This window comes from Streptomyces sp. UC4497 (genome assembly GCF_054871485.1).
The window spans coordinates 184,946-207,502 of record NZ_JBTYHB010000001.1 but is presented as its reverse complement, the minus strand read 5'-3'; the positions used below and the strand labels follow the sequence as shown (position 1 = coordinate 207,502).

Annotated in this window: 23 protein-coding genes; 21 read left to right on the top strand and 2 right to left on the bottom strand. The window is 70.8% G+C overall.

Annotated features, from left to right (window positions below; genetic code table 11):
* Positions 1 to 10 precede the first annotated feature (10 nt).
* From ACYSUO_RS00845 to ACYSUO_RS00770, 16 genes are all read left to right on the top strand, one after another.
* Positions 11 to 1,186 carry a CaiB/BaiF CoA transferase family protein gene (locus tag ACYSUO_RS00845; RefSeq protein ID WP_461774009.1) on the top strand — a complete coding sequence of 392 codons (1,176 nt, stop codon included), beginning with the start codon at positions 11 to 13 and terminating at the stop codon, positions 1,184 to 1,186.
* The gene (locus tag ACYSUO_RS00840; RefSeq protein ID WP_461774008.1) at positions 1,183 to 2,010 is read left to right on the top strand and encodes an HpcH/HpaI aldolase/citrate lyase family protein; all 828 of its coding nucleotides are present in this window, start codon (positions 1,183 to 1,185) and stop codon (positions 2,008 to 2,010) included. Before ACYSUO_RS00845 ends, ACYSUO_RS00840 begins: the two co-directional genes overlap by 4 nt.
* Before the next feature lie 37 nt (positions 2,011 to 2,047).
* Positions 2,048 to 2,977, top strand: a complete 930-nt coding sequence (locus ACYSUO_RS00835) for a LysR substrate-binding domain-containing protein (RefSeq protein ID WP_461774007.1) — start codon at positions 2,048 to 2,050, stop codon at positions 2,975 to 2,977.
* Positions 2,978 to 3,147: 170 nt separating this feature from the next.
* A complete protein-coding gene (locus ACYSUO_RS00830; protein WP_461774006.1) occupies positions 3,148 to 3,519 on the top strand; it encodes a VOC family protein in 372 nt (123 codons plus the stop codon).
* A complete protein-coding gene (locus tag ACYSUO_RS00825; RefSeq protein WP_461774005.1) occupies positions 3,507 to 3,680 on the top strand; it encodes a hypothetical protein in 174 nt (57 codons plus the stop codon). The genes ACYSUO_RS00830 and ACYSUO_RS00825 overlap by 13 nt, the downstream gene beginning before the upstream one ends.
* On the top strand, positions 3,677 to 4,138 hold the full coding sequence (locus ACYSUO_RS00820; RefSeq protein WP_461774004.1) for a monovalent cation/H+ antiporter complex subunit F: 462 nt from the start codon (positions 3,677 to 3,679) through the stop codon (positions 4,136 to 4,138). Before ACYSUO_RS00825 ends, ACYSUO_RS00820 begins: the two co-directional genes overlap by 4 nt.
* 64 nt (positions 4,139 to 4,202) lie before the next feature.
* The gene (locus ACYSUO_RS00815) at positions 4,203 to 4,472 is read left to right on the top strand and encodes a Na(+)/H(+) antiporter subunit B (RefSeq protein ID WP_461774003.1); all 270 of its coding nucleotides are present in this window, start codon (positions 4,203 to 4,205) and stop codon (positions 4,470 to 4,472) included.
* Entirely contained in the window at positions 4,469 to 5,227 is a 759-nt protein-coding gene (locus tag ACYSUO_RS00810) for an MnhB domain-containing protein (protein WP_461774002.1), read from the top strand. The genes ACYSUO_RS00815 and ACYSUO_RS00810 overlap by 4 nt, the downstream gene beginning before the upstream one ends.
* Positions 5,224 to 5,571, top strand: a complete 348-nt coding sequence (locus tag ACYSUO_RS00805) for a sodium:proton antiporter (RefSeq protein ID WP_461774001.1) — start codon at positions 5,224 to 5,226, stop codon at positions 5,569 to 5,571. The genes ACYSUO_RS00810 and ACYSUO_RS00805 overlap by 4 nt, the downstream gene beginning before the upstream one ends.
* On the top strand, positions 5,568 to 7,316 hold the full coding sequence (locus ACYSUO_RS00800) for a complex I subunit 5 family protein (RefSeq protein WP_461774000.1): 1,749 nt from the start codon (positions 5,568 to 5,570) through the stop codon (positions 7,314 to 7,316). The genes ACYSUO_RS00805 and ACYSUO_RS00800 overlap by 4 nt, the downstream gene beginning before the upstream one ends.
* A gap of 114 nt (positions 7,317 to 7,430) precedes the next feature.
* Entirely contained in the window at positions 7,431 to 10,679 is a 3,249-nt protein-coding gene (fdh, locus tag ACYSUO_RS00795; protein WP_461773999.1) for a formate dehydrogenase, read from the top strand.
* On the top strand, positions 10,676 to 11,587 hold the full coding sequence (locus ACYSUO_RS00790; RefSeq protein WP_461773998.1) for a 4Fe-4S dicluster domain-containing protein: 912 nt from the start codon (positions 10,676 to 10,678) through the stop codon (positions 11,585 to 11,587). Before fdh ends, ACYSUO_RS00790 begins: the two co-directional genes overlap by 4 nt.
* Before the next feature lie 38 nt (positions 11,588 to 11,625).
* Positions 11,626 to 12,615 (top strand): NrfD/PsrC family molybdoenzyme membrane anchor subunit, encoded by a 990-nt coding sequence (gene nrfD / locus ACYSUO_RS00785; RefSeq protein WP_461774354.1) that lies wholly within the window; start codon positions 11,626 to 11,628, stop codon positions 12,613 to 12,615.
* Between the two features lie 43 nt (positions 12,616 to 12,658).
* The gene (locus ACYSUO_RS00780; protein WP_461773997.1) at positions 12,659 to 13,297 is read left to right on the top strand and encodes a diguanylate cyclase; all 639 of its coding nucleotides are present in this window, start codon (positions 12,659 to 12,661) and stop codon (positions 13,295 to 13,297) included.
* 27 nt (positions 13,298 to 13,324) lie between these two features.
* Positions 13,325 to 14,485, top strand: coding sequence for an aromatic acid exporter family protein (locus tag ACYSUO_RS00775; protein WP_461773996.1), 1,161 nt, complete (start codon positions 13,325 to 13,327; stop codon positions 14,483 to 14,485).
* A 159-nt stretch (positions 14,486 to 14,644) separates the two neighbouring features.
* Positions 14,645 to 15,754, top strand: coding sequence for a GDSL-type esterase/lipase family protein (locus ACYSUO_RS00770; protein WP_461773995.1), 1,110 nt, complete (start codon positions 14,645 to 14,647; stop codon positions 15,752 to 15,754).
* 742 nt (positions 15,755 to 16,496) lie between these two features.
* Here ACYSUO_RS00770 and ACYSUO_RS00765 read toward each other — a convergent pair.
* Positions 16,497 to 17,072, bottom strand: a complete 576-nt coding sequence (locus ACYSUO_RS00765) for a TetR/AcrR family transcriptional regulator (protein WP_461773994.1) — start codon at positions 17,070 to 17,072, stop codon at positions 16,497 to 16,499.
* Positions 17,073 to 17,174: 102 nt separating this feature from the next.
* Between ACYSUO_RS00765 and ACYSUO_RS00760 the strand changes: the two genes are divergently transcribed.
* The 4 genes from ACYSUO_RS00760 to ACYSUO_RS00745 all read left to right on the top strand — a co-directional run bounded on the left by ACYSUO_RS00760 (position 17,175) and on the right by ACYSUO_RS00745 (position 20,913).
* Positions 17,175 to 18,095, top strand: a complete 921-nt coding sequence (locus ACYSUO_RS00760; RefSeq protein WP_461773993.1) for a zinc-binding dehydrogenase — start codon at positions 17,175 to 17,177, stop codon at positions 18,093 to 18,095.
* A gap of 505 nt (positions 18,096 to 18,600) precedes the next feature.
* Complete coding sequence (locus ACYSUO_RS00755; protein ID WP_461773992.1) at positions 18,601 to 19,533, top strand: hypothetical protein; 933 nt, start codon at positions 18,601 to 18,603, stop codon at positions 19,531 to 19,533.
* Between the two features lie 164 nt (positions 19,534 to 19,697).
* Positions 19,698 to 20,189, top strand: a complete 492-nt coding sequence (locus ACYSUO_RS00750; RefSeq protein ID WP_461773991.1) for a GNAT family N-acetyltransferase — start codon at positions 19,698 to 19,700, stop codon at positions 20,187 to 20,189.
* A 199-nt stretch (positions 20,190 to 20,388) separates the two neighbouring features.
* A complete protein-coding gene (locus ACYSUO_RS00745; protein ID WP_461773990.1) occupies positions 20,389 to 20,913 on the top strand; it encodes a hypothetical protein in 525 nt (174 codons plus the stop codon).
* 64 nt (positions 20,914 to 20,977) lie between these two features.
* Here ACYSUO_RS00745 and ACYSUO_RS00740 read toward each other — a convergent pair whose 3' ends face one another.
* On the bottom strand, positions 20,978 to 21,412 hold the full coding sequence (locus ACYSUO_RS00740) for a hypothetical protein (protein ID WP_461773989.1): 435 nt from the start codon (positions 21,410 to 21,412) through the stop codon (positions 20,978 to 20,980).
* Positions 21,413 to 21,565: 153 nt separating this feature from the next.
* Here ACYSUO_RS00740 and ACYSUO_RS00735 point away from each other — a divergent pair, with 153 nt between their 5' ends.
* Complete coding sequence (locus ACYSUO_RS00735) at positions 21,566 to 22,462, top strand: alpha/beta fold hydrolase (RefSeq protein ID WP_461773988.1); 897 nt, start codon at positions 21,566 to 21,568, stop codon at positions 22,460 to 22,462.
* Positions 22,463 to 22,557: the final 95 nt, after the last annotated feature.

The following is a 22,557-nucleotide window of genomic DNA, read 5'->3' as shown; positions in this document are numbered from 1 at the left end:
AAAGACGCACATGCAACCCCTCCGCGGCATCACCGTCGTCTCGCTCGAGCAGGCCATCGCCGCTCCGTACGCCACCCGACAGCTCGCCGACCTCGGCGCCCGCGTGATCAAGGTGGAGCGTCCCGGCACCGGGGACTTCGCCCGCGCCTACGACACCCGCGTGCGCGGACTCAGCTCCCACTTCGTGTGGGTCAACCGCAACAAGGAGTCGCTCACCCTCGACATCAAGGACCCCCAGGGCATGGACGCCCTGCGCCGGCTCCTCGCCGACGCCGACGTCTTCGTGCAGAACCTGGCGCCCGGCGCGGCCGAGCGGGCCGGCCTCGGCTGGGCCGAACTGCACGCCGCCCACCCGAAGTTGATCGTCTGCGACATCTCCGGCTACGGCACCCCCGGCCCGTACGCCACCGCGAAGGCGTACGACCTGATGGTGCAGAGCGAGTCCGGGCTGCTGTCGGTGACCGGCACGGCCGAGGAAATGGCGAAGGTCGGCATCTCCGTGTCCGACATCGCCGCCGGCATGTACGCCTACAGCGCGATCCTCGCCGCCCTGCTGGAGCGTGGTCGCACCGGCGAAGGTGTCCATGTCGACGTATCGATGCTCGAGGCCACCGTGGAGTGGCTGGGCTTCCCCCTGTACTACGCGTACGACGGCGCCGAGCCGCCGCCGCGTGCGGGCGCGGCGCACGCGACCATCTATCCGTACGGCCCCTTCACCGCCGGGGACGGCAAGGTCGTCATGATGTGCATCCAGAACGAGCGCGAGTGGGCGGCCTTCTGCGAACGCTTCCTGCTGCGCCCGGAGCTGACGACCCACCCGGACTACGCAGGCAACGCCGCCCGCAACGCGCACCGCGAGGCCCTGGGTGCGATCATCGCGGCGCGGTTCGCGGAGCTCACCGCCGCCGAGGCCGTCGAACTGCTGGCCGCCGTCCCGGTGGCGCACGCCCGCGTGAACTCGCTGGCCGAGGTGTGGGAGCACCCGCAACTGACCGCCCGCGGCCGCTGGCACGAGGTGCGGACCCCGGCAGGCCCGATCCCCGCGCTGGCGCCGCCGGGACTGGTCGACGACACCCCACGCATGGACCCGGTGCCCGGCGTCGGCGAGCACACCCGGGCCATCCTCGCCGAGGCGGGCCTGACGGACGCCGAGATCGACGAACTCACCAGCCGGGGTGCCGCATGACCGCCGACCCGGTGAACGCCCTGGCAACGGCGGTGAGTTGGCTGTTCGTGCCGGCCTCCCGCCCCGACCGGTTCGCGAAGGCGGCCGCCAGCGGCGCCGACGCCGTCATCATCGACCTGGAGGACGCCGTCGTCGCGGGGGACAAGGCGACCGCCCGCGACCACTTGCGCGATGCCTGGCCCCGGGACGCCGATGTGCCGGTGGCGGTACGGGTCAACGGCCCCCGGACCGCCGAGTTCGCGGACGACCTCGCCGCATGCCGCGCCCTGTCGCCCGCGGCCGTCGTGCTGCCCAAGACCGAGTCCGCGGCGCAGGTGCGTGAAGCGTCCGAAGCGAGCGGCGCCCGCGTACTCCCGCTGATCGAGACCGCGCGCGGGCTGGTCAACCTCGACGGCATCACCGCCGAACCCGCCTGCGTCCGGCTGCTCTTCGGCAGCATCGACCTCGCGCTCGACCTGGGTGTGTCCGACGACCGGGCGCTGGACTCCGCCCGCGCCGACCTGGTCCGCTGGTCGGCGGCGAACGGACTGTCCGCGCCCGTCGACGGAGTCACCACGGCCGTCCGCGACGCGGATGCCGTCACCCGGGCGGCCGCCCGCGCCCGCGGCTGGGGCTTCGGCGGCAAGCTGTGCATCCACCCCGCGCAACTCCCGCACGTGCGCACGGCCTTCGCACCCACCGAGGACGAGGTGAACTGGGCCCGGCGAGTGCTCGCCCCAGGCCACGACGCGGCGACGACCGTGGACGGTGAGATGATCGACCGGCCGGTCGTCGAACGCGCGCGCCGCATCATCGCGCAGGCCGAGCGGCACACCACCTCGTAATCAGGACCCCCGTGGGAAGGCGGCACCGGACACCACCGTGGACATCGCCCAACTACGCGATTTCATCGCCGTCGTCGACGCCGGCAGCCTGTCCCGGGCCGCCGGCGTGCTGCATGTGTCGCAGCCCGCGATCAGCCAGCGCATGGCCCAACTCGAAGCACACCTCGGTGTCCGGCTCCTCGACCGCGGCCCACGCGGCGTACGGCCCACGTCCCAGGGCCGGACGCTCTACCGCGACGCGCAGCAACTGGTGCGGCAGTTCGACCGCCTCGCGCAGGACATCACCGGCGGCCGGCAGCCGATCCACGGCCCGGTCGCGATCGGCCTGCCCACCACGGTGACCGCGCCGCTCGCCCCCGCCCTGTTCTCCTGGGTGCGCGCCCACTACCCGGGCATCCACCTGCAACTCTTCGAGTCGATGAGCGGCTACGTCCACGAGCTGCTGCTCGCAGGGCGCCTCGACCTGGCCGCGGTCTTCCGAGAGGACGACGCGCCACGCGCGGAGGAACTCCCGCTCTACTCCGAGGAGTTGTACCTGATCGGCCACCCCGACCCCGCCCTGGACAGCACGGACGAGGTGTCCCTGCACGAACTGCGGCAGGTGCCACTGGTGACGCCCGGAGCGCGCAGCAACCTGCGGGCCCTGGTGGACCGGGCGTTCGCCGCCCACGGGTTGGTGCCCAGGAACGTCGGCGACGTGGAATCCCTCGGCACGCTGATCCGTATCGCCGAGAGCGGCGAGGCCTGCACGATCCTGCCGCGCTCGGTGGTCGCGGTCCACGGCGGCCGGCACCGCCTCGGCGTCCGCCGCATCATCGACCCCGCGCTGCGTCGCCACATCGCGGTGCGCACGGCCACGGACAGCTATGAGCCGCGCGACACCGTCGTGGCGGTCCGCCGCGGCATCCTCGAGGTCACCAGGGAACTGGCCGCCACGGGCCGGTGGCCGGGCATCCGCCCGGCCTGACCGGCACGCACCGCGTCGATACGAGCATCGAGCGACGGAAGATGGTCTATTTGCGTAGCGGTGGCGCCCGCCGCGCCGCGCGGCCGAACGTGGCATGCACGCACGCCTCCGAGGTACCCGTCTGCGCACGTCCCATCGACCACATGGACCCGTGAGAGCAGGAGAACGTCATGGCCGTTGCCCAGTACAGCCTCGTCGCCGTCGACTGCCCCGACCCCGCCGCCCTCGCCGGCTTCTACGCCGCGCTGCTCGGCGGCGAGATCAAGCAGGACGACGAGGACTGGTACGACCTGTACGTCCCCGGCGGTCACCGCATCGCCTTCCAGCGGGCGCCCGGGCACCGCCCGCCCCGCTGGCCGCACGCCGAGGACAACTCGCAGCAGCTGCACCTGGACTTCGACGTCACCGACATGGCCGCGGCGGAGGCCGAGGCGCTGGCCCTCGGCGCGATGCCGCTGGACCTCGACGACCAGGACGGGCAGCGTGATTTCCGGGTGTACGCGGACCCGGCCGGGCACCCGTTCTGCCTGTGTCGCGCCTGATCCGCGGCGCTGAGTTCGCCGCCTGGTGGGCCGGGCTCACCGCGCTGTGGCTGGTGCTCGTCACCTCGGTCGACCTGCTGACGTCGGTCGTGGGCGTGTGCTGCGCGGCGGCCGGCGCCTGGGCCGTGACCGCGGCGCGACGCGCGGCGGGCTCCCGGTGAACGGGTGGCTCGCGTGCGCCGCCGCGCTCCTCGGCATCGGGGCGCCCCTGGTCCTGTGGGGCGTGGTCACCGGCTCCACGGACCGGCGGATCCTCGCGCAGAACGCGGGCGGCACGGTGGTCGCGCTGGCCCTGCTGCTCATGGCGCAGGGGTACGCCCGTCCCTCCTACGTCGACCTCTCGCTGGTCCTGGCGCTGCTCGGCCCCGCCGGGACGCTGGTGTGCGTACGGCTGCTGGCCGACGACCTGGCGCCGGGCGCGCCGCGTGGTTCCACGGTGGTGACGTGCGTGTGTGTCGCCGTGAGCGTCGCGGTGACCGTCGCCGTGTGCGCGGCGGCGACACCGGGTCGTTCGACCGTGAAGACGGCCGTCATCGGCGTGCTTGTGGCCGCCGGGAACGTGGTCGCCTCCCGGAGCCTGTCGGTGGGTGTGGTGGACGAGGCCGATGCGGACGAGTGAGCGCCCGAAGTGAATGCCCGAGGGAAACCGGAGTCGAGTGTCCGGAGTCGAGAGTGAGGCGTCGGTGAACGACGACGTACTGATCACCGTGTGTCTGCTGCTGGTCGCCGCCGCGGCCACCGCGGCGGTCCTGGTGCGTGATCCGGCCCGGCAGGCCCTGGTCCTCGCCGTCCTCGGCCTGACGCTCGCTGCCCTGTTCACCGTGCTCCAAGCGCCCGACGTGGCGCTGTCCCAGCTCGCCGTGGGATCGGTGCTCACCCCGCTGCTCATCCTGCTGTCCGTGCGCAAGGTCCGGCGCCGCAAACGGGCGGCGGACGAGGAGGCGGGCCGATGAGCGTCCGGTTCCGGCTGTGGCTGCTCGGTGTGGGCGGGGTGGGACTCGCCGCGCTGCTCACCGCCGCGTTCTTGTCGCTGCCGGAGTTCGGGAGCGACCGGCATCCCTACGGGGAGCGGTCGACGGAGGCCGCGCTCGCCCGGCACACCGCGAACGTCGTCGCCGCGGTCAACTTCGACCAGCGGGCCTTCGACACCCTCGGGGAGGAGTCGATCCTGCTCACCGCGGTGCTCGGCACCGTCGTCCTGCTCCGGCAGTCCCGCGACGAGGACCGCGTCCCGCCCGGCTCCGCGCGCGTGGACCCGTGGGTGCGGCGGTACTCACTCGTCCTGCTGCCGCTGGCTCTCGTGGTCGGCCTGTACGTCGTCGCCAGCGGGCAGTTGAGCCCCGGCGGCGGCTTCCAGGGCGGGGTCGTCGTCGCCACCGCCGTGCACTTTCTCTATATCGGCGCCGACTACCGGGCGTTGGAACGGATCCGGCCCATCGGCCCGTACGAGATCGGGGACGCGGTGGGCGAGGCGGCCTATCTGCTCGTCGGGGTGGCAGGGCTCATCGGCGGCGGGTCCTTCCTCGCCAACACCCTCCCGTACGGCACCTTCAACACGCTCGCGTCCGGCGGCATCGTGCCCCTGCTGAACTTCGCCGTCGGCATCGAAGTGGCGTGCGCCGTCGTGGTGTTGGTGAGCCGGTTCCTCGACCAGGCCGTCGAGATCACGGACGCTCCGCGCGGCCGGACGAAGGGGGCCCGGACATGACCGTCCTCCCGTACCTCGTGTCCGGCTGGATCTTCCTGGTGGGCTGTTACGGGCTGGCCACCAGCCGGCATCTGGTGCACGCCGTCGGCTGCCTGGCCGTGTGCCAGTCGGCGACCTACGTGCTGCTGCTCGCCGTTGGATACCGCTCGGGCGGCACCGCGCCCCTGCACTCCGACCTGAAGCCGCACACCCGCCCGCTGGTCGATCCGGTGGTCCAGGCCCTGGCGCTGACCGACGTCGTCGTGGGGGCGACGGTGACGGCGCTGCTGCTCGCCCTGGTGATCCAGGTGGCCAAGCGGCACGGCACGGCCGACCCCGACGAACTCTCCGAGCTGCGCGGATGAGCCAACTGCTGCCCCTCGTCGTGGCCCTGCCCCTGCTGGGCGGCGCGCTGCTCGTCGCACTGGGCCGGATGTTGCCGCGCGTCGCCGCCGACTCGATCGCCGCCACCGTCGCCGTCGCGACGACCGTGCTCGCGGCCTTCCTCCTCGGGCACGCGTCGCCGGGCGCCGTCGAGTGGGTGGGCGGCTGGGAACCGGTGCACGGCCGGAGTGTGGGCATCGTGCTGAGCGGCGACGCGCCGAGCACCGGGCTTGCCACGCTCGTCTCACTGCTGACCGTGGCGGTCCTCGCGTACTCCTGGCGGTACTTCGACGAAGTACCGCACGGGACCGCGGCCTCGTTCCCCGCGCTCGTGCTGCTGTTCCAGGCCGGCATGTGCGGCTTCACGCTGACCGGGGACCTGTTCAACGCGTTCGTCTTCTTCGAGCTGATGAGCGTCGCCGCCTACGCGTTGACGGGACACCGCGTTGAGGAACCGAAGGCCGTCCAGGGTGCGCTCACCTTCGGGCTCGTCAACTCCCTTGGCGCGTATGCGACGTTGATGGGCATCGCCCTGCTGTACGCGCGGACCGGCGAACTGGGCATGCGTCAGATCGGGTCCGCGCTCGACGCCGACGGGCCGCCCGACGCCCTGACCCTGGCCGCCTTCGTCCTCGTCGCGACGGGTCTGCTGGTGAAGGCGGCCGCCGTCCCCTTCCACTTCTGGCTGCCCGACGCGCACGCCGTCGCGCCGACGCCGGTGTGCATGCTCATGTCCGGGGTCATGGTCGAGCTCGGGGTGTACGGGGTGTGGCGGGTGTACGACCGCGTCTTCTCCGGCGCCGGCGGACTGCCCGCCCAGGACATCACCCGGTGCCTCGTCCTGCTCGGCGCGCTCACCGCCCTCCTGGGCGCCCTGATGTGCTGGCAGCAGCGCCACCTCAAACGGCTGCTCGCCTACTCGACCATCGCGCACACCGGACTGTTCCTCGTCGGCATCGGCCTGCTGCGCCCGGAGTCCACGGCCGGTGTCGCGCTGTACGTGCTCAGCCACGCCGGGGCCAAGGCCGCGCTGTTCGCGTGCACCGGCATTCTCCTCGACCGGTACGGCAGTGTCGACGAACACGAACTGCACGGCCGCGCAGGGGAGTTGCGCGCCGTCGCCGTGCTCTACACCGTTGCGGCCCTCGTCCTCGCGGGTCTGCCGCCCTTCGGCACGGCGCTGGGCAAGGGCACGACCGAGGAGGCGGCCGGCGCCGTGGGCACCGCGCTGTTCCTCGTCGTGTCCGCGATCACCGGCGCCGCCGTGCTGCGGGTGGCCGCGCGGGTCTTCTGGGGCGTGGGACCCCGTCCCGAGCGGTCCCGGTCGGCGACGACGACCGGAGGAGACGAGGAACCGGAGACGAGTGAACCGCTGCGGCGTGTGCCGCTGCCGATGGTGGCCGTGCCCGGTCTGCTGCTCGCCGGGGCGCTCGCCGCCGGGCTCGTCCCCGCCTTCGCCGAGGGAGTCGGCCGGGCGTTCGAAGCCCCGGCCGCCCTCGCACCGCACTGGACGGCCGCCTCCGTGCTGACCGGGCTGCTGTCCACGGTGTGCGCGGCCGGATGTGCCGCGCTGTCCCTGGGCCGCGGCGCCCCGACGGAGCCGTACGCCTGGACGGCCCCGCTGCGCCGCCTGCACTCGGGACACATCGGGGACTACGTCGCCTGGTTCGTCCTGGGCACGGCCCTCCTGGGTGCGCTGGCGCTGCCCGGAGTCCTCGGAGGCTGAGGAGTTTTACCGGCACCCGGCGCGGTACTCACGCGTCGAACGGCCGAGCGTTGGCGCCGGATGGGGGGCCGTTCAAGAATGGATGGCGCCACGACCGACCTCAGGGAGCCCCTCATGGGCGCGATGGACGAGCTGCGCAAATGGCCCGTGTACCGGCAGCTGACGACCGGCCGCGACCGCACCGGGCGCGGCGACGCCGTGACCTCGGCCCGCACCCGGCAGCTCCGCCCCCGCACCGACACCGCCGAACGGGTCACCCGGTCCATCTGTCCGTACTGCGCCGTCGGCTGCGGTCAGCAGGTGTACGTGAAGGACGACGAGGTCGTCCAGATCGAGGGCGACCCCGACTCACCGGTGAGCCGAGGCCGGCTGTGCCCCAAGGGCTCGGCGACCCTCCAGCTGACGACCGGCTCCGCACGCCACCACCAGGTGCTGCGCCGACGCCCGTACGCCACCGAGTGGGAGCCCGTCGACCTTGAGACGGCGATGGACATGGTCGCCGACCGGGTCATCGCGACGCGGCGCGAGACCTGGGAGTGGGAGCGGGAGGGCAAGCGCACCGCGCGCACCATGGGCATCGCCTCGCTCGGCGGCGCGACGCTCGACAACGAGGAGAACTACCTCATCAAGAAGCTGCTGACCGGCCTCGGCGTGGTCCAGGTGGAGAACCAGGCCCGGGTCTGCCACAGCTCCACCGTGGCCGGACTCGGCACCTCGTTCGGCCGGGGCGGCGCCACGACGTTCATGCAGGACCTGCAGCACTCCGACTGCATTGTCATCCAGGGCTCGAACTTCGCCGAGGCACACCCGGTCGGCTTCCAGTGGGTGATGGAGGCCAAGGCGCGCGGCGCGACCATCATCCACGTCGACCCGCGCTTCACCCGCACCAGCGCGCTCGCCGACCTGCACGTCCCGCTGCGCGCGGGCACCGACATCGCGTTCCTCGGCGGCATCATCAACCACGTCCTGACCGAGGAGAAGGACTTCCGCGAGTACGTGCTGCACTACACGAACGCGGCAACGCTGGTGAGCGAGGACTTCCGCGACACGGAGGACCTCGACGGCGTCTTCTCCGGGCTCGACGAGGACAAGGGCCATTACGACCAGCACAGTTGGGGCTACGAGGGCGAGCAGGTCCAGCAGCCGATCGGCGACGTCGACGAACAGTACGAGGACCGGGTGCACCCGTCGGGCGGCGCGGAGACACACGGCTCCGGCGGCCCGCAGAGCACACCGCACGCCCCGACGGACCCGACGCTGACCCACCCCAGGTGCGTGTACCAGGTCCTGAAGCGGCACTTCGCCCGCTACACACCGGAGCTGGTCGAGGAGGTGTGCGGCGTCCCGGCCGCCACGTTCGCCCGCGTCTGCGACGCGCTGACCTCCAACTCCGGCCGTGAGCGCACCAATTCCTTCGCGTACGCGGTCGGCTGGACGCAGCACTCGGTGGGAGCACAGTACATCCGCTGCGCGAGCATCCTCCAACTGCTGCTCGGCAACATCGGGCGGCCCGGCGGCGGCATCCAGGCGCTGCGCGGACACGCCTCGATCCAAGGGTCGAGCGACATCCCCACCCTGTTCAACCTGCTGCCCGGCTACCTGCCCATGCCGCACGCCCACCAGCACATGGACCTGGACGACTTCGTCACCGCGTCCCGCACCGACAAGGGCTTCTGGGCGGACATGCGGTCCTACTTCGTCAGCCTGCTCAAGTCCTACTACGGCGACGCGGCCACGCCCGAGAACGACTTCTGCTTCGACCACCTGCCGCGTCTGACCGGCGACCACTCCACGTACGAGACGGTGATGGCGCAGCTCGACGGCGCGTGCAAGGGCTACTTCCTGATGGGCGAGAACCCCGCTGTCGGCTCGGCGAACACCCGGCTCCAGCGACTCGGCATGGCGCAGCTGGACTGGCTCGTCGTCCGCGACTTCTCGCTGATCGAGTCCGCGACCTGGTGGCAGGACGGCCCGGAGATCGAGAGCGGCGAACTGCGTACGGAGGACATCGGGACGGAGGTGTTCTTCTTCCCGGCGGCCGCGCACACCGAGAAGTCGGGCTCGTTCACCAACACGAACCGGTGGGTGCAGTGGCACCACGCCGCCGTCGAGCCGACCGGTGACGCGCGCAGCGATCTGTGGTTCATGTACCACCTGGGCCGCCGCATCAAGGAGAAGCTGGCCGGCTCCACGGATCCGATGGACCGCGCGATCCTCGACCTGACCTGGGACTACCCGGTGGCCGGGCCGCTCCAGGAGCCGGTGGCCGACGCCGTCCTCGCGGAGATCAACGGCCATGGCCCGGACGGCAGTCCATTGTCCGCGTACACGGAGCTGAAGGACGACGGCTCGACACGTTGCGGCTGCTGGATCTACTGCGGTGTGTACGCCGACGGCATCAACCAGGCCGCCCGCAAGAAGCCGGAATCGGAGCAGGACTGGGTGGCCGCCGAGTGGGCCTGGTCCTGGCCCGCCAACCGGCGCATCCTCTACAACCGCGCCTCCGCCGCGCCGGACGGAACACCGTGGAGCGAGCGCAAGGCGTACGTGTGGTGGGACCCGGACACCGGCCGCTGGACCGGCCACGACATCCCCGACTTCGTCCCGGACCGCGCCCCAGGCCACGTACCCGACGAGGACGCCAAAGGACCCGACGCGCTGCGCGGCGACGACCCGTTCATCATGCAGGCCGACGGCAAGGGCTGGCTGTACGCGCCGGCGGGCCTGGAGGACGGGCCGCTGCCCACGCACTACGAGCCGCAGGACTCGCCGTTCCCCAACGCCGTGTACCCGTCCACTTCCCGGTCGCCCGCCCGCCGGCTGCTGCCGCGCGAGGGCAACCGCTACCACCCGAGCGGCGCCGAGCCGGGCGCGGACGTGTACCCGTACGTCGTCACCACCCACCGGCTCACCGAGCACTTCACCGCCGGCGGGATGAGCCGCTGGTCGCCCTACCTGTCCGAGTTGCAGCCGGAGATGTTCTGCGAGGTGTCTCCCGGTCTCGCCGCCGAGCGTGGCCTGGAGCACGGGGGCTGGGCGACCGTCATCACCGCGCGCAACGCCATCGAGGCGCGGGTCCTGGTCACCGACCGGATCCGGTCCCTGACCGTGCAGGGGCGCACGCTGCACCAGATCGGGCTGCCGTTCCACTGGGGCCCGAACGGGACGGCCACCGGGGACGCCGCCAACGAACTGGTCGCCATCGCCATGGACCCGAACGCGCACATCCAGGAGGACAAGGCCCTCACCGCCGACATCCGCCCCGGCCGCCGCCCGCGCGGGGCCGACCTGCCCCGGCTCGTCGCCGAGTACCGGCGCCGCGCGGGCATCACCGAGACGACCGGAACGGAGAACCGCGCATGAGCGAGGAGCGGGTCGGCTTCTTCACCGACACGTCCGTGTGCATCGGCTGCAAGGCGTGCGAGGTGGCCTGCAAGGAGTGGAACGCCATCCCCGAGGACGGCCTGACGCTGACCGGGATGTCGTACGACAACACGCAGTCCCTGGGCGCCTCGACGTGGCGTCATGTCGCCTTCGTGGAGCAGCCGCGGACCCAGCCCGTCGAGGGGTCGAAGACTGATTCCGTCCAGCAGCCGAAGGCCGAGCCGCCGCGGCCGGAGGGGCGGACCGAACTCCCGCTGGCACAGGGAGCGTTGGCCACGGAGTCATCCGCCCCGGTGGACGGCGGCGCGCCGGAGATGCGCTGGCTCATGTCCTCGGACGTCTGCAAGCACTGCACGCACGCCGCATGTCTCGACGTGTGTCCGACCGGCGCGCTGTTCCGGACCGAGTTCGGCACGGTCGTCGTCCAGGAGGACGTCTGCAACGGCTGCGGGTACTGCGTGCCCGCCTGCCCGTACGGCGTGATCGAGCAACGCCCCAGCGACGGGCGGGTGTTCAAGTGCACGCTCTGCTACGACCGGCTGGGCGCCGGTCAGGAACCCGCGTGCGCCAAGGCCTGCCCGACGGAGTCCATCCAATTCGGGCCGCTCGACGAACTGCGGGAGCGGGCGGCGCTGCGCGTCGACGAACTGCACAAGGCGGGTGTGCCCGAGGCCCACCTCTACGGCAACGACCCGGACGACGGGGTGGGCGGCGATGGCGCGTTCTTCCTGCTGCTCGACCGGCCGGAGGTCTACGGACTGCCACCCGACCCGGTCGTCACCACCCGCGACCTGCCGGCCATGTGGAAGCACGCGGGGGCCGCCGCGCTGACGCTGCTCGGCGGTGTGGCGCTGTCGTTCGCCGTGGCGGGCAGGAGGCGCGCATGAGTGACAGGGAGGCGCGCATGAGCGACAGGGAAGCGCGCATGAGTGACATCGACCCGAACCGCTCCCGCCGCCAGGACTCCGGCCGACCCGGACGCAAGGGGCGTCGCGGGCGCGGGCGCCGCGGCGAGCAACTCATGGTCCCCGAGGCCGAGTTCGCCTCCTACTACGGCAAGCCGGTCATCAAGGCCCCGTCGTGGGCGGCACGTGACATCGCCGGGTACTTCTTCCTCGGCGGCCTCGCCGGGGCCGGGTCCGTGCTCGCGGCGGGCGCCCATGTGACCGGCCGCGGGCGCATGGCGACCGCGATGAAGGTCTCGTCCCTCACCGCGGTCTCCCTGTCGGCCGCGGCCCTGGTGCACGACCTCGGGCGGCCCGGCCGATTCGTCAACATGCTGCGCGTGATCAAGCCGACGTCCCCGATGAGTGTCGGTTCGTGGCTGCTGAGCGCCTACGGTCCGGCCGCGGGTGTCGCGGCCGCCTGCGCCGTCACCGGCCGGCTCCCTCGCGTCGGCACCGCCGCGACCTGCACGGCGGCCGCGCTCGGCCCGGCGGTCGCCGCCTACACCGGCGTCCTGGCCGCCGACACGGCCGTACCGGCGTGGCACGGTGTCCACCGTGAACTGCCGTACCTGTTCACGGCGTCGGCAACCGCAGCGGCCGCCGGTATGGCGCTGGTGACCGCGCCGCCGGGGGAGACCAGTCCGGCCCGCTGCGCGGCCGTCCTCGCCGCGGGCGCCGACGCGTACCTCATGAGGGCCGCCGAACAGCGCCTCGGCATCGTCGCGGAGACCTGGCGCGACGGCCGCGCGGGACGTCTGCTGCGCGCCTCACGCGCCCTGGTCGCGGGCGGCGCCCTGACCGGGGCGCTCCTGGGACACTACCGGGCCGCCGCCACGCTCTCGGGACTGGCACTGCTGAGCGGGTCGGCCTGCACCCGGTTCGGTGTGTTCGCCGCCGGCGTCGCGTCCGCCGAAGACCCCAAGCACACCGTGGTCCCGCAACGGGAGCGGGCACACCAAAGCGCCTGACACACCTGCGACAGCGCCTCACACGCCTGCCATGGAGGAACACATGACATCGCGCACATCGACCCGCGCCCGGTCGTGGCGACACTGGCGGCGCGGCAAGGACCTCCCGGTGCCGCTGCGCAGCACCGACACGGAGGACGCCAACCGCCGGTTCCTGCTCTACGGCGTGCTGCCGCTGTGGGTGGTTCCGGCGGTCGCCGACTGGGCGATGCACCGCAAGACCCGGATCGAGGAGACCAGCGGCGCCAAGGAGTCCGCGGTGCACGCCCTGATGATGACCGAGGCGGGTGTCCCCGTCACGATGGGGCTGCTCGCCCGCGTCAACCCGTTGGTCCTCACCGTCATGGGGGGTGCGGCGCTCGCCCACTCGGCAACCGCCCTGTGGGACGTCACCCTCGCGACCGGTCAGCGGGAGGTCCGCCCCGTGGAGCAGCACATCCACAGCTTTCTGGAGGTACTTCCGCTGACGGCGATGGCGTTCACGGCGTGCCTGCACTCCGACGAGGTGCACGCCGCGCTGCGCGGCGGCCGGGGGCGCGAGGACTGGCGGCTGCGCCCCAAGGAGCGTCCGCTGTCCGCCGGTTACCTCGCCGCCCTGGCCGCGGTCATCGGCGCCGGTGTGGCCCTGCCGTACGCGGAGGAGATGCGCCGCTGCCTACGGGCACGCCAGGCTGTGGTCTGAAACGTAGGACGGGTTCTGGAGTGTGTAGTGGTTCGAGTGCGGAATGCCGGGGCGTGGCTGGCGCGGGCGTGGGGGTCGGCGGGGCATGAGCGGCACACCGCCCTTCTGGTCGTCAAGCGTGTGGTGGCGGCGACCTTGGCGTGGTGGATCGCGTACGACCTGATGAACGCGACGTCGCCGGCGTTCGCGCCGTTCTCCGCGGTGCTGACGATGAACGTCACGCTGCACACGTCGGTGTGGCAGACGCTGCGGTACGTCGCGGCGGTCGTCGTGGGAGTGGCCGTACAGGCGGCGATCGGGTTCACGGCCGGACCGGACCTGCTCGCCTTCGTGGTCGTCGCCGTCATCGCGCTGGTCCTGAGCCAGTGGCCGGCGCTGGGCGAACAGCGGTCCCAGGTCTCCACGGCGGCGTTCTTCGCGTTCTCCACGTACGCGGCGGCCACGACGAGCGCCGATGGGGCGCGACAGTTGGGGCAGATCATCGTCCTGGTCCTGATCGGCTGCGGGGTGGGCCTGGTCGTGAACCTGTGCATCGCGCCACCGCTGCGTTACCGGAGTGCCGAGCAGGGATTGCAGATCCTGGCGGCCGAGATGGAGTCGTTGCTGGACGATCTGGCCGACGGTCTCGGCGAGGGCGATGTGGACGCCGAGCGGGCGGAGCAGTGGCGTCGGGCGGGGGAGCGGGCGCAGGACGCTGTGGGCCAGGCCCGGGCAGGGCTGCACACGGCGGAGAACAGCCTGCCCTTCAACCCGCGACGGCTGCTGCCGGCCCATCGCGGCTACCTGGATTTCCGCCGCTATCGCCAGGTCCTGAGCGCGATGGAACGGGCGGTCCACCAACTGGCCTCGCTCACCCGGAGCCTGGACCGCTGGCGTGAGACGGAGAGCACCTACACCTACGCCCCCGCCTTCAAGGCCTACGCCGACTTCGCCCTCCGCCTGCGTGACATCGCCCATGTCATCGCCGAACTCGACAGCGACACGCTCACCGAGCAGGCCGAGGAGATGCGGGAGGCGGCCACCGTGGCGCAAGAGGCACTGCAAGAGGTCCTGGACACGGCAGGACGCTACGACCTGCCCCTGGCCGACGTCTCACGCCCGTACGGCGTCCTCATCGTCGAAGCGACGCGGCTGATGGAGGAGTTTCAGAACACCTGCGACGTCTTGCGCGAGGCGACCGATGCGTGAGTGGCGAGGGCGGTCACGGCCCGTACGGCCGGTCGGCCGGTTGTCGGCGCGGGTTGATGATCAGTAGGTTCATGGCGGCGAAATCGGACCTGGGATGTTCGACCTGAGGCGGGAGCGGTGACGGTGGCGGTGCGGGCGGTGCCTCTGGTGGGTGGGCCGGTGGAAATCCGGGGTGCGCTGGATCTGGAGACCACGAAGGCGGGGTTGATGCCGCGCCGGTTGCCCGCCTGGACCACGGAGCAGTACCAGGACCCGTCGGTCTACGGGGTGACCATCATGCCGTCGGGAGTGCGGCTGGTGTTCCGCACCGATGCCAGTGAGCTGGAGCTCGAGGTTCTCACCTCGACGGGGCAGCTCGAGACCGATCCCGAGCCACGCCCGACCGGGATGCTTGATCTGGTGGTGGACGGCGTCCCGGCCGGACGCCGGCAGGCCCCGGTGGGCAATGTGATGCGGATGGCGGGCCCCGGGGCCGAGCAGCGCCTGATCCCGGGCGAGCCGGGGACCGTACGGTTCACCGGGCTGCCTGCCGGCATGAAGAACGTCGAGCTGTGGCTGCCGCAGCAGACCCCCACGGAACTGGTGGCACTGCGCGCCGACGGCGAGGTGCTGGTGCCGCTGCCGGACGGGCGCCGCCAGTGGGTGCACCACGGCAGCTCCATCAGCCACTGCATCGAGGCCGACGGCCCGACCGGCACCTGGCCGGTGGTGGCGGCCGCGCTCGGCGGGGTGGAGGTGATCAACCTCAGTCAGGCGGGCAACGCGATGCTCGACCCGTACGTCGCCCGGACGATCCGCGACATGCCCGCCGACCTGATCAGCCTCAAGGTCGGCATCAACATCGTGAGCCAAGCGGCCTTCCGGACGCGGACGTTCGGCCCGGCGGTCCACGGTTTCCTGGACACGATCCGGGACGGCCACCCGGACACCCCGCTCCTGCTGATGTCCCCGGTGAGCTGTCCTGCGCTCGAGGAGACCCCCGGCCCGACCACGATGGGACCGGACGGAAGGATCACGGCCCTGGGCGACCCGGAAGACGTGGCCACCGGTGCGTTGTCCCTGACCGTGGTCCGTGCCGAACTGGCCCGGATCGTGGAGGCCCGCAGGGCACACGACCCCCACCTCCACTATCTCGACGGCCGCGAACTGCTGGGCCCGGACGAGGCGGACGACCTGTCCGACGGCCTCCACCCCACGGCTGCCGCATACCGCCGTATGGGCAAGCACTTCGCGGACCACGCCTTCGCGAGCGACGGGCCGTTCGCCTGAAGGCGTGGTTCTCTTCGTTGTCTTCCTCGTCGAACGGCAGTTGCTCGACGAGCTGTTGGCCCAGGAACGAGACAACGTCTTGCCGGTCGATGGCGCGCTTGATCTGCTGCAGGATCTGTCCCACAGTCCGTGGGCGATCGTGACGTCCGGTGACCGAGCCTTCGTCGAATCCCGTTTTGCGGCAGCTGGGCTTCCTCTTCCCACCGTTCGGGTCTATGGCAGCGATGTTGAAAACTCCCAGCCTGCGCCGGACTGTTTCGCCTTGGCTGCATACCGACCACCAGGAGGAATCGCTCTGGCAGGCACACACGTGTGTCACCTCCTTGTCGGAGGTGCGAAACCTGTTGATCTCGCACGGGGTTCTGACACAGTCCTGAGCTTGGGGCGACTGCCCCATGACGAATGCCGCCGGAAAGTGCGGCGCACCCAGCCGCATGAACCGGTAGCCAGCACCCGCCGAGGAGCGCCCGCAGCTCACGGGCGTCGGCCTGAAGGGTGCTCTCGCCGGCCAACGTGCACCCATCGATCCTCCTTGCTGCGGTTCCGCATCGCTGGCAGCGTCTGGCATTGTCCAGCAAGAAGAGCCTCTCAACCTGCGAAAAGGCCGGTGGTCATGCCAACTCCGAAGGCCGGTAACCCCGTTGCGGGGCTACGAAAACGGTAATGGGGGAGCACGACGCCGCCGGGTAACTCTCCCAAATCGCCCCCACAGGTGACGCGCCAGGATTGGGCACTCCGACGATCAGTCGCGGCGGAGGAGCGCCATGGCCATCTGCTGGACGGAACGGGTGAAGCGGCGAGGGTCCTCAGGCGGTGTCATGTGGCGGATCAGGTCGCCGTCGAAGACTGCGAGCACGGAGTGGGCCAGGAAGCCGGCGTCGAGATCTGGACTTCCGTCGGCGAACAAGGTGCTCAGATGACGATGCCAGAGCTGGTAGCTGGGATCGTCGTACTTGTCCTCTGCGCAGGCTTGCCCGTGCGCGGACAGCAAGGTGGCGTTGCCTTCGGCGATCGCACCGAGCCCATCCAGGAAGGCGAGCAGTCGCTCCGATGTGGGAGCTCCGGGCCCCAGAGGTGGGGGGCCATTACTGACCGCGTCGCGCAGTTCCCGGGACCTCTCCTCCAGCAGCGCCTGCAGCAGTCCGGCGCGGTTGCCGAAGCGCCGGAAGACGGTGCCTTTCCCGACTCCGGCAAGGGCAGCAACGCGGTCGAGAGACACATGGTCCCCGCCGCCTTCCGCCAAGAGTTGCTCCGTCGCGCGTAGCACCGCGCGACGGTTACGGACCGCGTCAGCGCGTTCGGCCCGCTGTTCAGGCATTGGCACCCCTCAGCTAGACGGACTGATAGTCCGCATACTATCGTGACTTCCAACCGGACTAACAGTCCGCATAGTGCACGTCTACGGGGAGGCCTCATGGTCATGCGCGCGCTCGTCGTCGATCCCGAAGCTCCCGGATCGCTGCGTCTGAGGACGGTCGCAGAACCCCCTGCAGCACCGCATCAGCTGGTGGTCGATGTCCAGCACATCTCGCTCAACCGCGGCGAGGTGGCGTTCGCGGGGCGACTTCCGGCCGGGACCGTTCACGGCTACGACGCCGCCGGTGTCGTCGTACGTGCCGCGTCGGACGGCACTGGACCGCCCGTAGGGGCCAGGGTCACGGCCTTCGGAGCCGGCGCGTGGGCCCAGCGGATGGTCGTGGACACCAGTGCGGTGGCCGAAGTTCCCGCCCAGGTCGAACTCGCTGACGCCGCCGCGCTGCCGATGGCCGGCATCACTGCGCTGCGCACGCTGCGCTCCCGTTCCATCCTGGGCCGACGAGTACTGATCACCGGCGCGGCCGGCGGCGTCGGCCGCTATGCGGTCCAGCTCGCGGCCCTGGGGGGTGCCCATGTGATCGCCTCGGTGGGATCGTCGACGCGTGCCGCCGGCTTGGCCAAGCTGGGCGCCCACCAAGTGGTGGTCGGCCTGGAAGGCATCGACCGGCCGGTGGACCTCATCCTCGACAATGTCGGCGGCCAACAGCTGGCCGCAGCCTGGGAACTCCTCGCGCCGGGCGGGAGTGTGCAGAACATCGGCTGGGCTTCCGAGGAACCGGCGGTGTTCGCGCCGTACTCACTGTTCTCCGTGGGGCCGCCTAAGACGATGAACACGTTCGGCGACGTCCATGAGGTCGGCCCGGACCTGGCAACCCTGCTGGAGTTTGTGGCAGCAGGGAAGCTTTCCTCAGAGGTCGACTGGCGTGGTTCCTGGGAGCGTGTCGCCGAGGCCGCCCAAGCGCTGTTGGACCGGCGAATCGCGGGCAAGGCGGTCCTGGATGTAGAGCCGGCGGTGGCCTACTGACTGACCACAGCCGGGCGGCACGCCCAGGAGGGCATGCCGCCCGGCAGGATCCAGGCCCGCGCGGATGAGGTCCATGACCGGTTCGTGCGCAGCAGTCACCATGTATTCATGCTTGCGAGAAGCCGCGGGCCGCGAGGGGCGAACCGGTGAAATCGCCGGAGTGGCGGGGTGGCCACACGCCGCAAGGAACTGCACAGACTGGTCGCCCTGGCGGCACGCCCGCGCGGGGTCTCGCAGGCCGGGACGGGCAGCAGGAGCTCGATCAAGACCCGTCGCTGGCCAGAGGCGACGCTGATGGGGTCGTTGATCGGGGAGTTGGAGGCGCGGGAGGCGGCGGCCCGGGCCCGGGTGCGGTCGCCGCCGTCCTCGACGAGTGACGGAACCGCCGGGGCCGCACCGTGCCGGGGGCCGAGCGGGGCGGGCCGCCCACCGGCTAGCATCGCCGAGTTCGTGCCACCCACCGGCCCGGGCATCGCGGCGCGGCGTACAGGGGAGCTGACACGGCATGAGAACGAAGAGCGAAGCGGCGTGGGCGGTAGCGGTGCTGGTGCTCGGCGCAGCCGTCGGCGGCTGTGCCGAGCAATCGGGCAAGGGACCGTCCGGCAGCAGCGCGAAGCACACGAAGTCGCACCGCGAACCCGAGGACAAGCCTGATTCACGGGTCGTCGAGGACGACGACGACCACACCGTCCTCGAACTGTCCGACGGCCGGCAGGTGTCCCTCCGCTTCACCCGCCGCGGCCTGGAGGCACAGCATCGCGACGCCTCTGACGACGCCTGGTCCGCCCGGAAGACGGTCTATGAGACCGGCACCAAACCGTGCGGCGGCATCAGGGCAAAGGCGTACCGGGACACCGTGTGGCTCGCGGCCGGCTTCGGCGCGTACTGCAGGGACGGCGAAGAACCGCAGGAAGTGATCGCGGCCGTCGCCACCGGGGACCTCTCCTCCTGGACCACCGACCCGACCAAGAACAACGTCCCCTGGCCGAAGGTCCGCATCCGCGACGGTGGCGCCCGAGTGGACTTCGTCGATCCCAGCTGGGTGAGAACCGCCACGCTGACCTGGCGCAAAGGCTCCGGATTCGCCAAGGTGGCCATGAAGTACAAGCCCATCCACCCCTGGTTCGTGGGCCGGTGGCGAGCCACGGACGGCAGCCAGCAGCTGACCATCCATCAGGTCGGGCCGGGCAGATGGGCACGCGCGGTCATCGAGTCCCGCACCGGCCCGCGATGCAAGGGCAGCGCCATTGTCACCGGCATCGACCAGCACGACCTGTCCATGAGCAACTTCAAGCTCGAGCAGGGCACCAGGACCGTCAACTGCCCGCCGAAGGAGACCGAGTACTCCTTCGACGTGAAGTCCTCGGACGGCCCGCTGCGCCTACGCAAGATCGGCAACCACCCGAAGACCGTCCTTACCTATAAGCGGGCCGGCTGACATACGACTGCGCATGAGGGGCGGCGGGCGAGTCGGACGGACGCCGGAAGAGCCCCGCGGGCGATGCCCCTCACCGGTATCCGGTTGCGTCCGCCGGCCTGCCGGCGTCGTCGACCTCGACATGACGGTGGACGGCCACAGGTCGCTCGGGGACCATGGCCTGCATGCCAACGTGGACCATCAAGGTGGAGCCTGTCATCGGCCCGGGTGTCGACGAGGTGATGCGGGAGTACCTCACCGAGATGGGGCGGCGGGTGCTGGGGCGCCCAGCCACAGAGACGGAGCTGCAAGCGGTGCTGGTCGAAGATCCTCACCATGTGCTCGGCCCGCCCGGCGGCGAGTTTCTCGTTGCGCGCGGGGACAAGGGTGAGTTCCTGGGCTGCGCGGGGTTGCGGCTGCTCAGAGGTGCTCCTGAGACCGCGGAGCTCAAGCGGATGTTCGTGCGCCCCGCTGGGCGAGGAGCGGGGCTGGGCCTGGGCCTCCTCCTCGCCGTCGAGCAATCGGCGAGGAGGCTGGGCGCTGCCCGGATCGTGTGCGAGACCAACGCCCAACTCACCGCGGCACGGGCTTTGTACACCAGGCACGGCTACGAGGAAATCGGACCCTACGAAGGGCATGGCAAGGCGGACCACTGGTACGTCAAGGTCCTCGGCTGAAGGAATGGGTGGCCCGAGGGCCTTCGGGAGGTCGGTGAAGCAGCTACGCCGAGCTGAAGCGGACGCCCCGATCCGGGGGCGGCCATGGAAGCTGCCACTGGTGGATTGCCTTCTGCTGGTGGCCGCTTACCGGCGCACCGACCTCACGGCCACTAGCCCAGACCGCTCACACTCACTTCTCGACGGAGCCCAGTTCCAGATGACCGCCACCCCGCCGCCCAGCGACCCCGGCCTGCTCTCCCGCCACGAACTCACGGTCCTCGCCGACTACTCCACCCTGCTGATCCAGGACGACGATGCAGACCTGGGTGAACCCGAGCTCGGCTGGTTCGATGCACTGGCTGAGGACTGGATCAACACTGCTCCTGGCGTGGTCGGAATCGGAGCCGCCCGCCCCTTCAACGTTCCCGTCACCGTGGACGTGCGCCGCGCACCTCCGGCCGACGACACGGAACTACGGCAAGCCGACCACGTCACACAGGCCGGCCTCGCGCTCCCCTCAGGACGCCTGCTGATCTCCATGCAGGACACCAGCGACAAGATTCCCCGCATCCCTCTTGCCTCCGGTAACTACGCCGTGCGCACCTACTCCCACGGCTTGGACAGCGTCTCCGAGGACGGCTTGGAAGGCGAGGACCACTACCACGTCGTGCTCTGGCCCACCGACGAAGACCACCCTGCCCAGGTCCTCAAGCGCTACCCCGAGCCCCTTCCCGGCGGCTAGTGCCATGCCCCACAAGTCGTAGGCCCGGCCCCATGGACGTAGCTGGCCGGGCTCGTCTCGGGCGTCAGACCTCGCAGAACTTGAGGCCCTTGAGAGCCTCGTTGATCTGCTTGCCCTGAGCCTCTGATGTCTTTACGTCCTTGTACGTGAAGCGCTGGGAGGCCAGCCGGTCCGGCCCCTTCACGCCCTCGCCGAAGGCGCCGCACTGGTTGCGTGCGGCGTCGACCGCCTTGTCCTCGTACTTCACGACCGCCGGATTGGCGGCCGCGAGCGCACGGAGCAGTTCGGCGCGCTTGGCGCCGGTCGGCTCCGGCGGGATGACGAGAGGCGTTCCCCCAGGCTTGGCCAGTTCAATCTCGGTGACGCTCGGCTGCGGAGTGACCGGTGTGGCGCTCGCCTTCGGCTTGGCCTCGCTGGTGTTGTCGGCGGTGCAGCCGGTGAGGACGAGGGCCGCGGCGGCGAGTAGACCGGTGGCGGTGGTGGTGTAGCGGTGCTTCATGGTTCCCCCCATGAGGATGTGCTGACGGAGCATCATTGCCGATGTGCGGGGAATGTGTGAACGTCTGTGGCCCACTTGTGATCGTCGGTGAGTGCCACGGCCCGCCAGATTTGTAGGTCCGTTCCATGATCGGTCCCATGGCAGGATTCCTGCATGCCGATCGTTGACGTGTCCTCCGAGGTGTCCATCGCGTACGAGAGCTTCGGCGACCCCGGGGACCCAGCCCTCCTGCTCGTGATGGGTTTCGGTGCGCAGATGCTTGCCTGGCATGAGGACTTCTGTCGGGCGCTGGCAGACCGTGGTCGGTACGTGATCCGATTCGACAACCGTGACTGCGGGCTGTCCACCAAGTTCGACGATCGCCCTGTCGACATGGGCGAGTTCATCTCTGCCGTCAGCTCGGGTGACATCCCCGCCGCCCTCGCGATGGTTCCCTACCGGCTGCGCGACATGGCCGACGACGGACTTGGCCTGCTCACCGCGCTCGGTATCGAACGCGCCCACGTGGTCGGCGCCTCGATGGGAGGGATGATCGCCCAGGCAATGGCTCTCTCCTCCCCGGAGCGGGTGCTGACCCTGACGTCGATGATGTCCTCGACAGGCGAGAGCGAGTACGGCCAGTCAAGCCCGGAGGCGCAGGCGGCGCTGTTCAGTCCGAAGCCCACCGACCGCGAGGGGTACGTCGCGGCGGCGGAGAAGGAGCTGGTGTGGGCCTCCAGGCGCTACGGCGACGCGGCGGCGCTGCGTGAGCTGGCCGCCGCGAGCTACGACCGCTCGTACTACCCCGCAGGGATCGGGCGGCAACTCGGCGCGATGATCCTCAGCGGTTCACGCGCGGACGCACTCCGTGAACTGCGGGTGCCGACGCTGGTGATCCACGGCCTGGACGACACGCTGATCGACCCCAGCGGCGGAAAGCGCACTGCGGAGCTCGTGCCTGGTGCGGAACTCCTCCTGATCCCCGACATGGGCCACGACCGCCCCCGCGAGCTCTGGCCGGACCTCATCAACGCCGTGGTGTCCCACACCGGTCGAGCAGGTCGCCCGTAGCACCTGCGACCCGAGGTCGCGACGGCGAAGCCACAGCTCAGCGGACACGGCCCCACTGCGACCACCCGAGTCGCGGTGGGGCCGTGTCCGCACCT

What these genes read in the sequence shown, in the direction of transcription:
- ACYSUO_RS00845 (WP_461774009.1), top strand. Translation starts at nt 11, where the DNA reads ATGCAACCCCTCCGCGGCATCACCGTCGTCTCGCTCGAGCAGGCCATC.
- ACYSUO_RS00840 (WP_461774008.1), top strand. Translation starts at nt 1,183, where the DNA reads ATGACCGCCGACCCGGTGAACGCCCTGGCAACGGCGGTGAGTTGGCTG.
- ACYSUO_RS00830 (WP_461774006.1), top strand. Translation starts at nt 3,148, where the DNA reads ATGGCCGTTGCCCAGTACAGCCTCGTCGCCGTCGACTGCCCCGACCCC.
- ACYSUO_RS00810 (WP_461774002.1), top strand. Translation starts at nt 4,469, where the DNA reads ATGAGCGTCCGGTTCCGGCTGTGGCTGCTCGGTGTGGGCGGGGTGGGA.
- ACYSUO_RS00805 (WP_461774001.1), top strand. Translation starts at nt 5,224, where the DNA reads ATGACCGTCCTCCCGTACCTCGTGTCCGGCTGGATCTTCCTGGTGGGC.
- ACYSUO_RS00800 (WP_461774000.1), top strand. Translation starts at nt 5,568, where the DNA reads ATGAGCCAACTGCTGCCCCTCGTCGTGGCCCTGCCCCTGCTGGGCGGC.
- fdh (WP_461773999.1), top strand. Translation starts at nt 7,431, where the DNA reads ATGGGCGCGATGGACGAGCTGCGCAAATGGCCCGTGTACCGGCAGCTG.
- ACYSUO_RS00790 (WP_461773998.1), top strand. Translation starts at nt 10,676, where the DNA reads ATGAGCGAGGAGCGGGTCGGCTTCTTCACCGACACGTCCGTGTGCATC.
- nrfD (WP_461774354.1), top strand. Translation starts at nt 11,626, where the DNA reads ATGAGTGACATCGACCCGAACCGCTCCCGCCGCCAGGACTCCGGCCGA.
- ACYSUO_RS00780 (WP_461773997.1), top strand. Translation starts at nt 12,659, where the DNA reads ATGACATCGCGCACATCGACCCGCGCCCGGTCGTGGCGACACTGGCGG.
- ACYSUO_RS00765 (WP_461773994.1), bottom strand. Translation starts at nt 17,072, where the DNA reads ATGCCTGAACAGCGGGCCGAACGCGCTGACGCGGTCCGTAACCGTCGC.
- ACYSUO_RS00760 (WP_461773993.1), top strand. Translation starts at nt 17,175, where the DNA reads ATGCGCGCGCTCGTCGTCGATCCCGAAGCTCCCGGATCGCTGCGTCTG.
- ACYSUO_RS00755 (WP_461773992.1), top strand. Translation starts at nt 18,601, where the DNA reads ATGAGAACGAAGAGCGAAGCGGCGTGGGCGGTAGCGGTGCTGGTGCTC.
- ACYSUO_RS00750 (WP_461773991.1), top strand. Translation starts at nt 19,698, where the DNA reads ATGCCAACGTGGACCATCAAGGTGGAGCCTGTCATCGGCCCGGGTGTC.
- ACYSUO_RS00745 (WP_461773990.1), top strand. Translation starts at nt 20,389, where the DNA reads ATGACCGCCACCCCGCCGCCCAGCGACCCCGGCCTGCTCTCCCGCCAC.
- ACYSUO_RS00740 (WP_461773989.1), bottom strand. Translation starts at nt 21,412, where the DNA reads ATGAAGCACCGCTACACCACCACCGCCACCGGTCTACTCGCCGCCGCG.
- ACYSUO_RS00735 (WP_461773988.1), top strand. Translation starts at nt 21,566, where the DNA reads ATGCCGATCGTTGACGTGTCCTCCGAGGTGTCCATCGCGTACGAGAGC.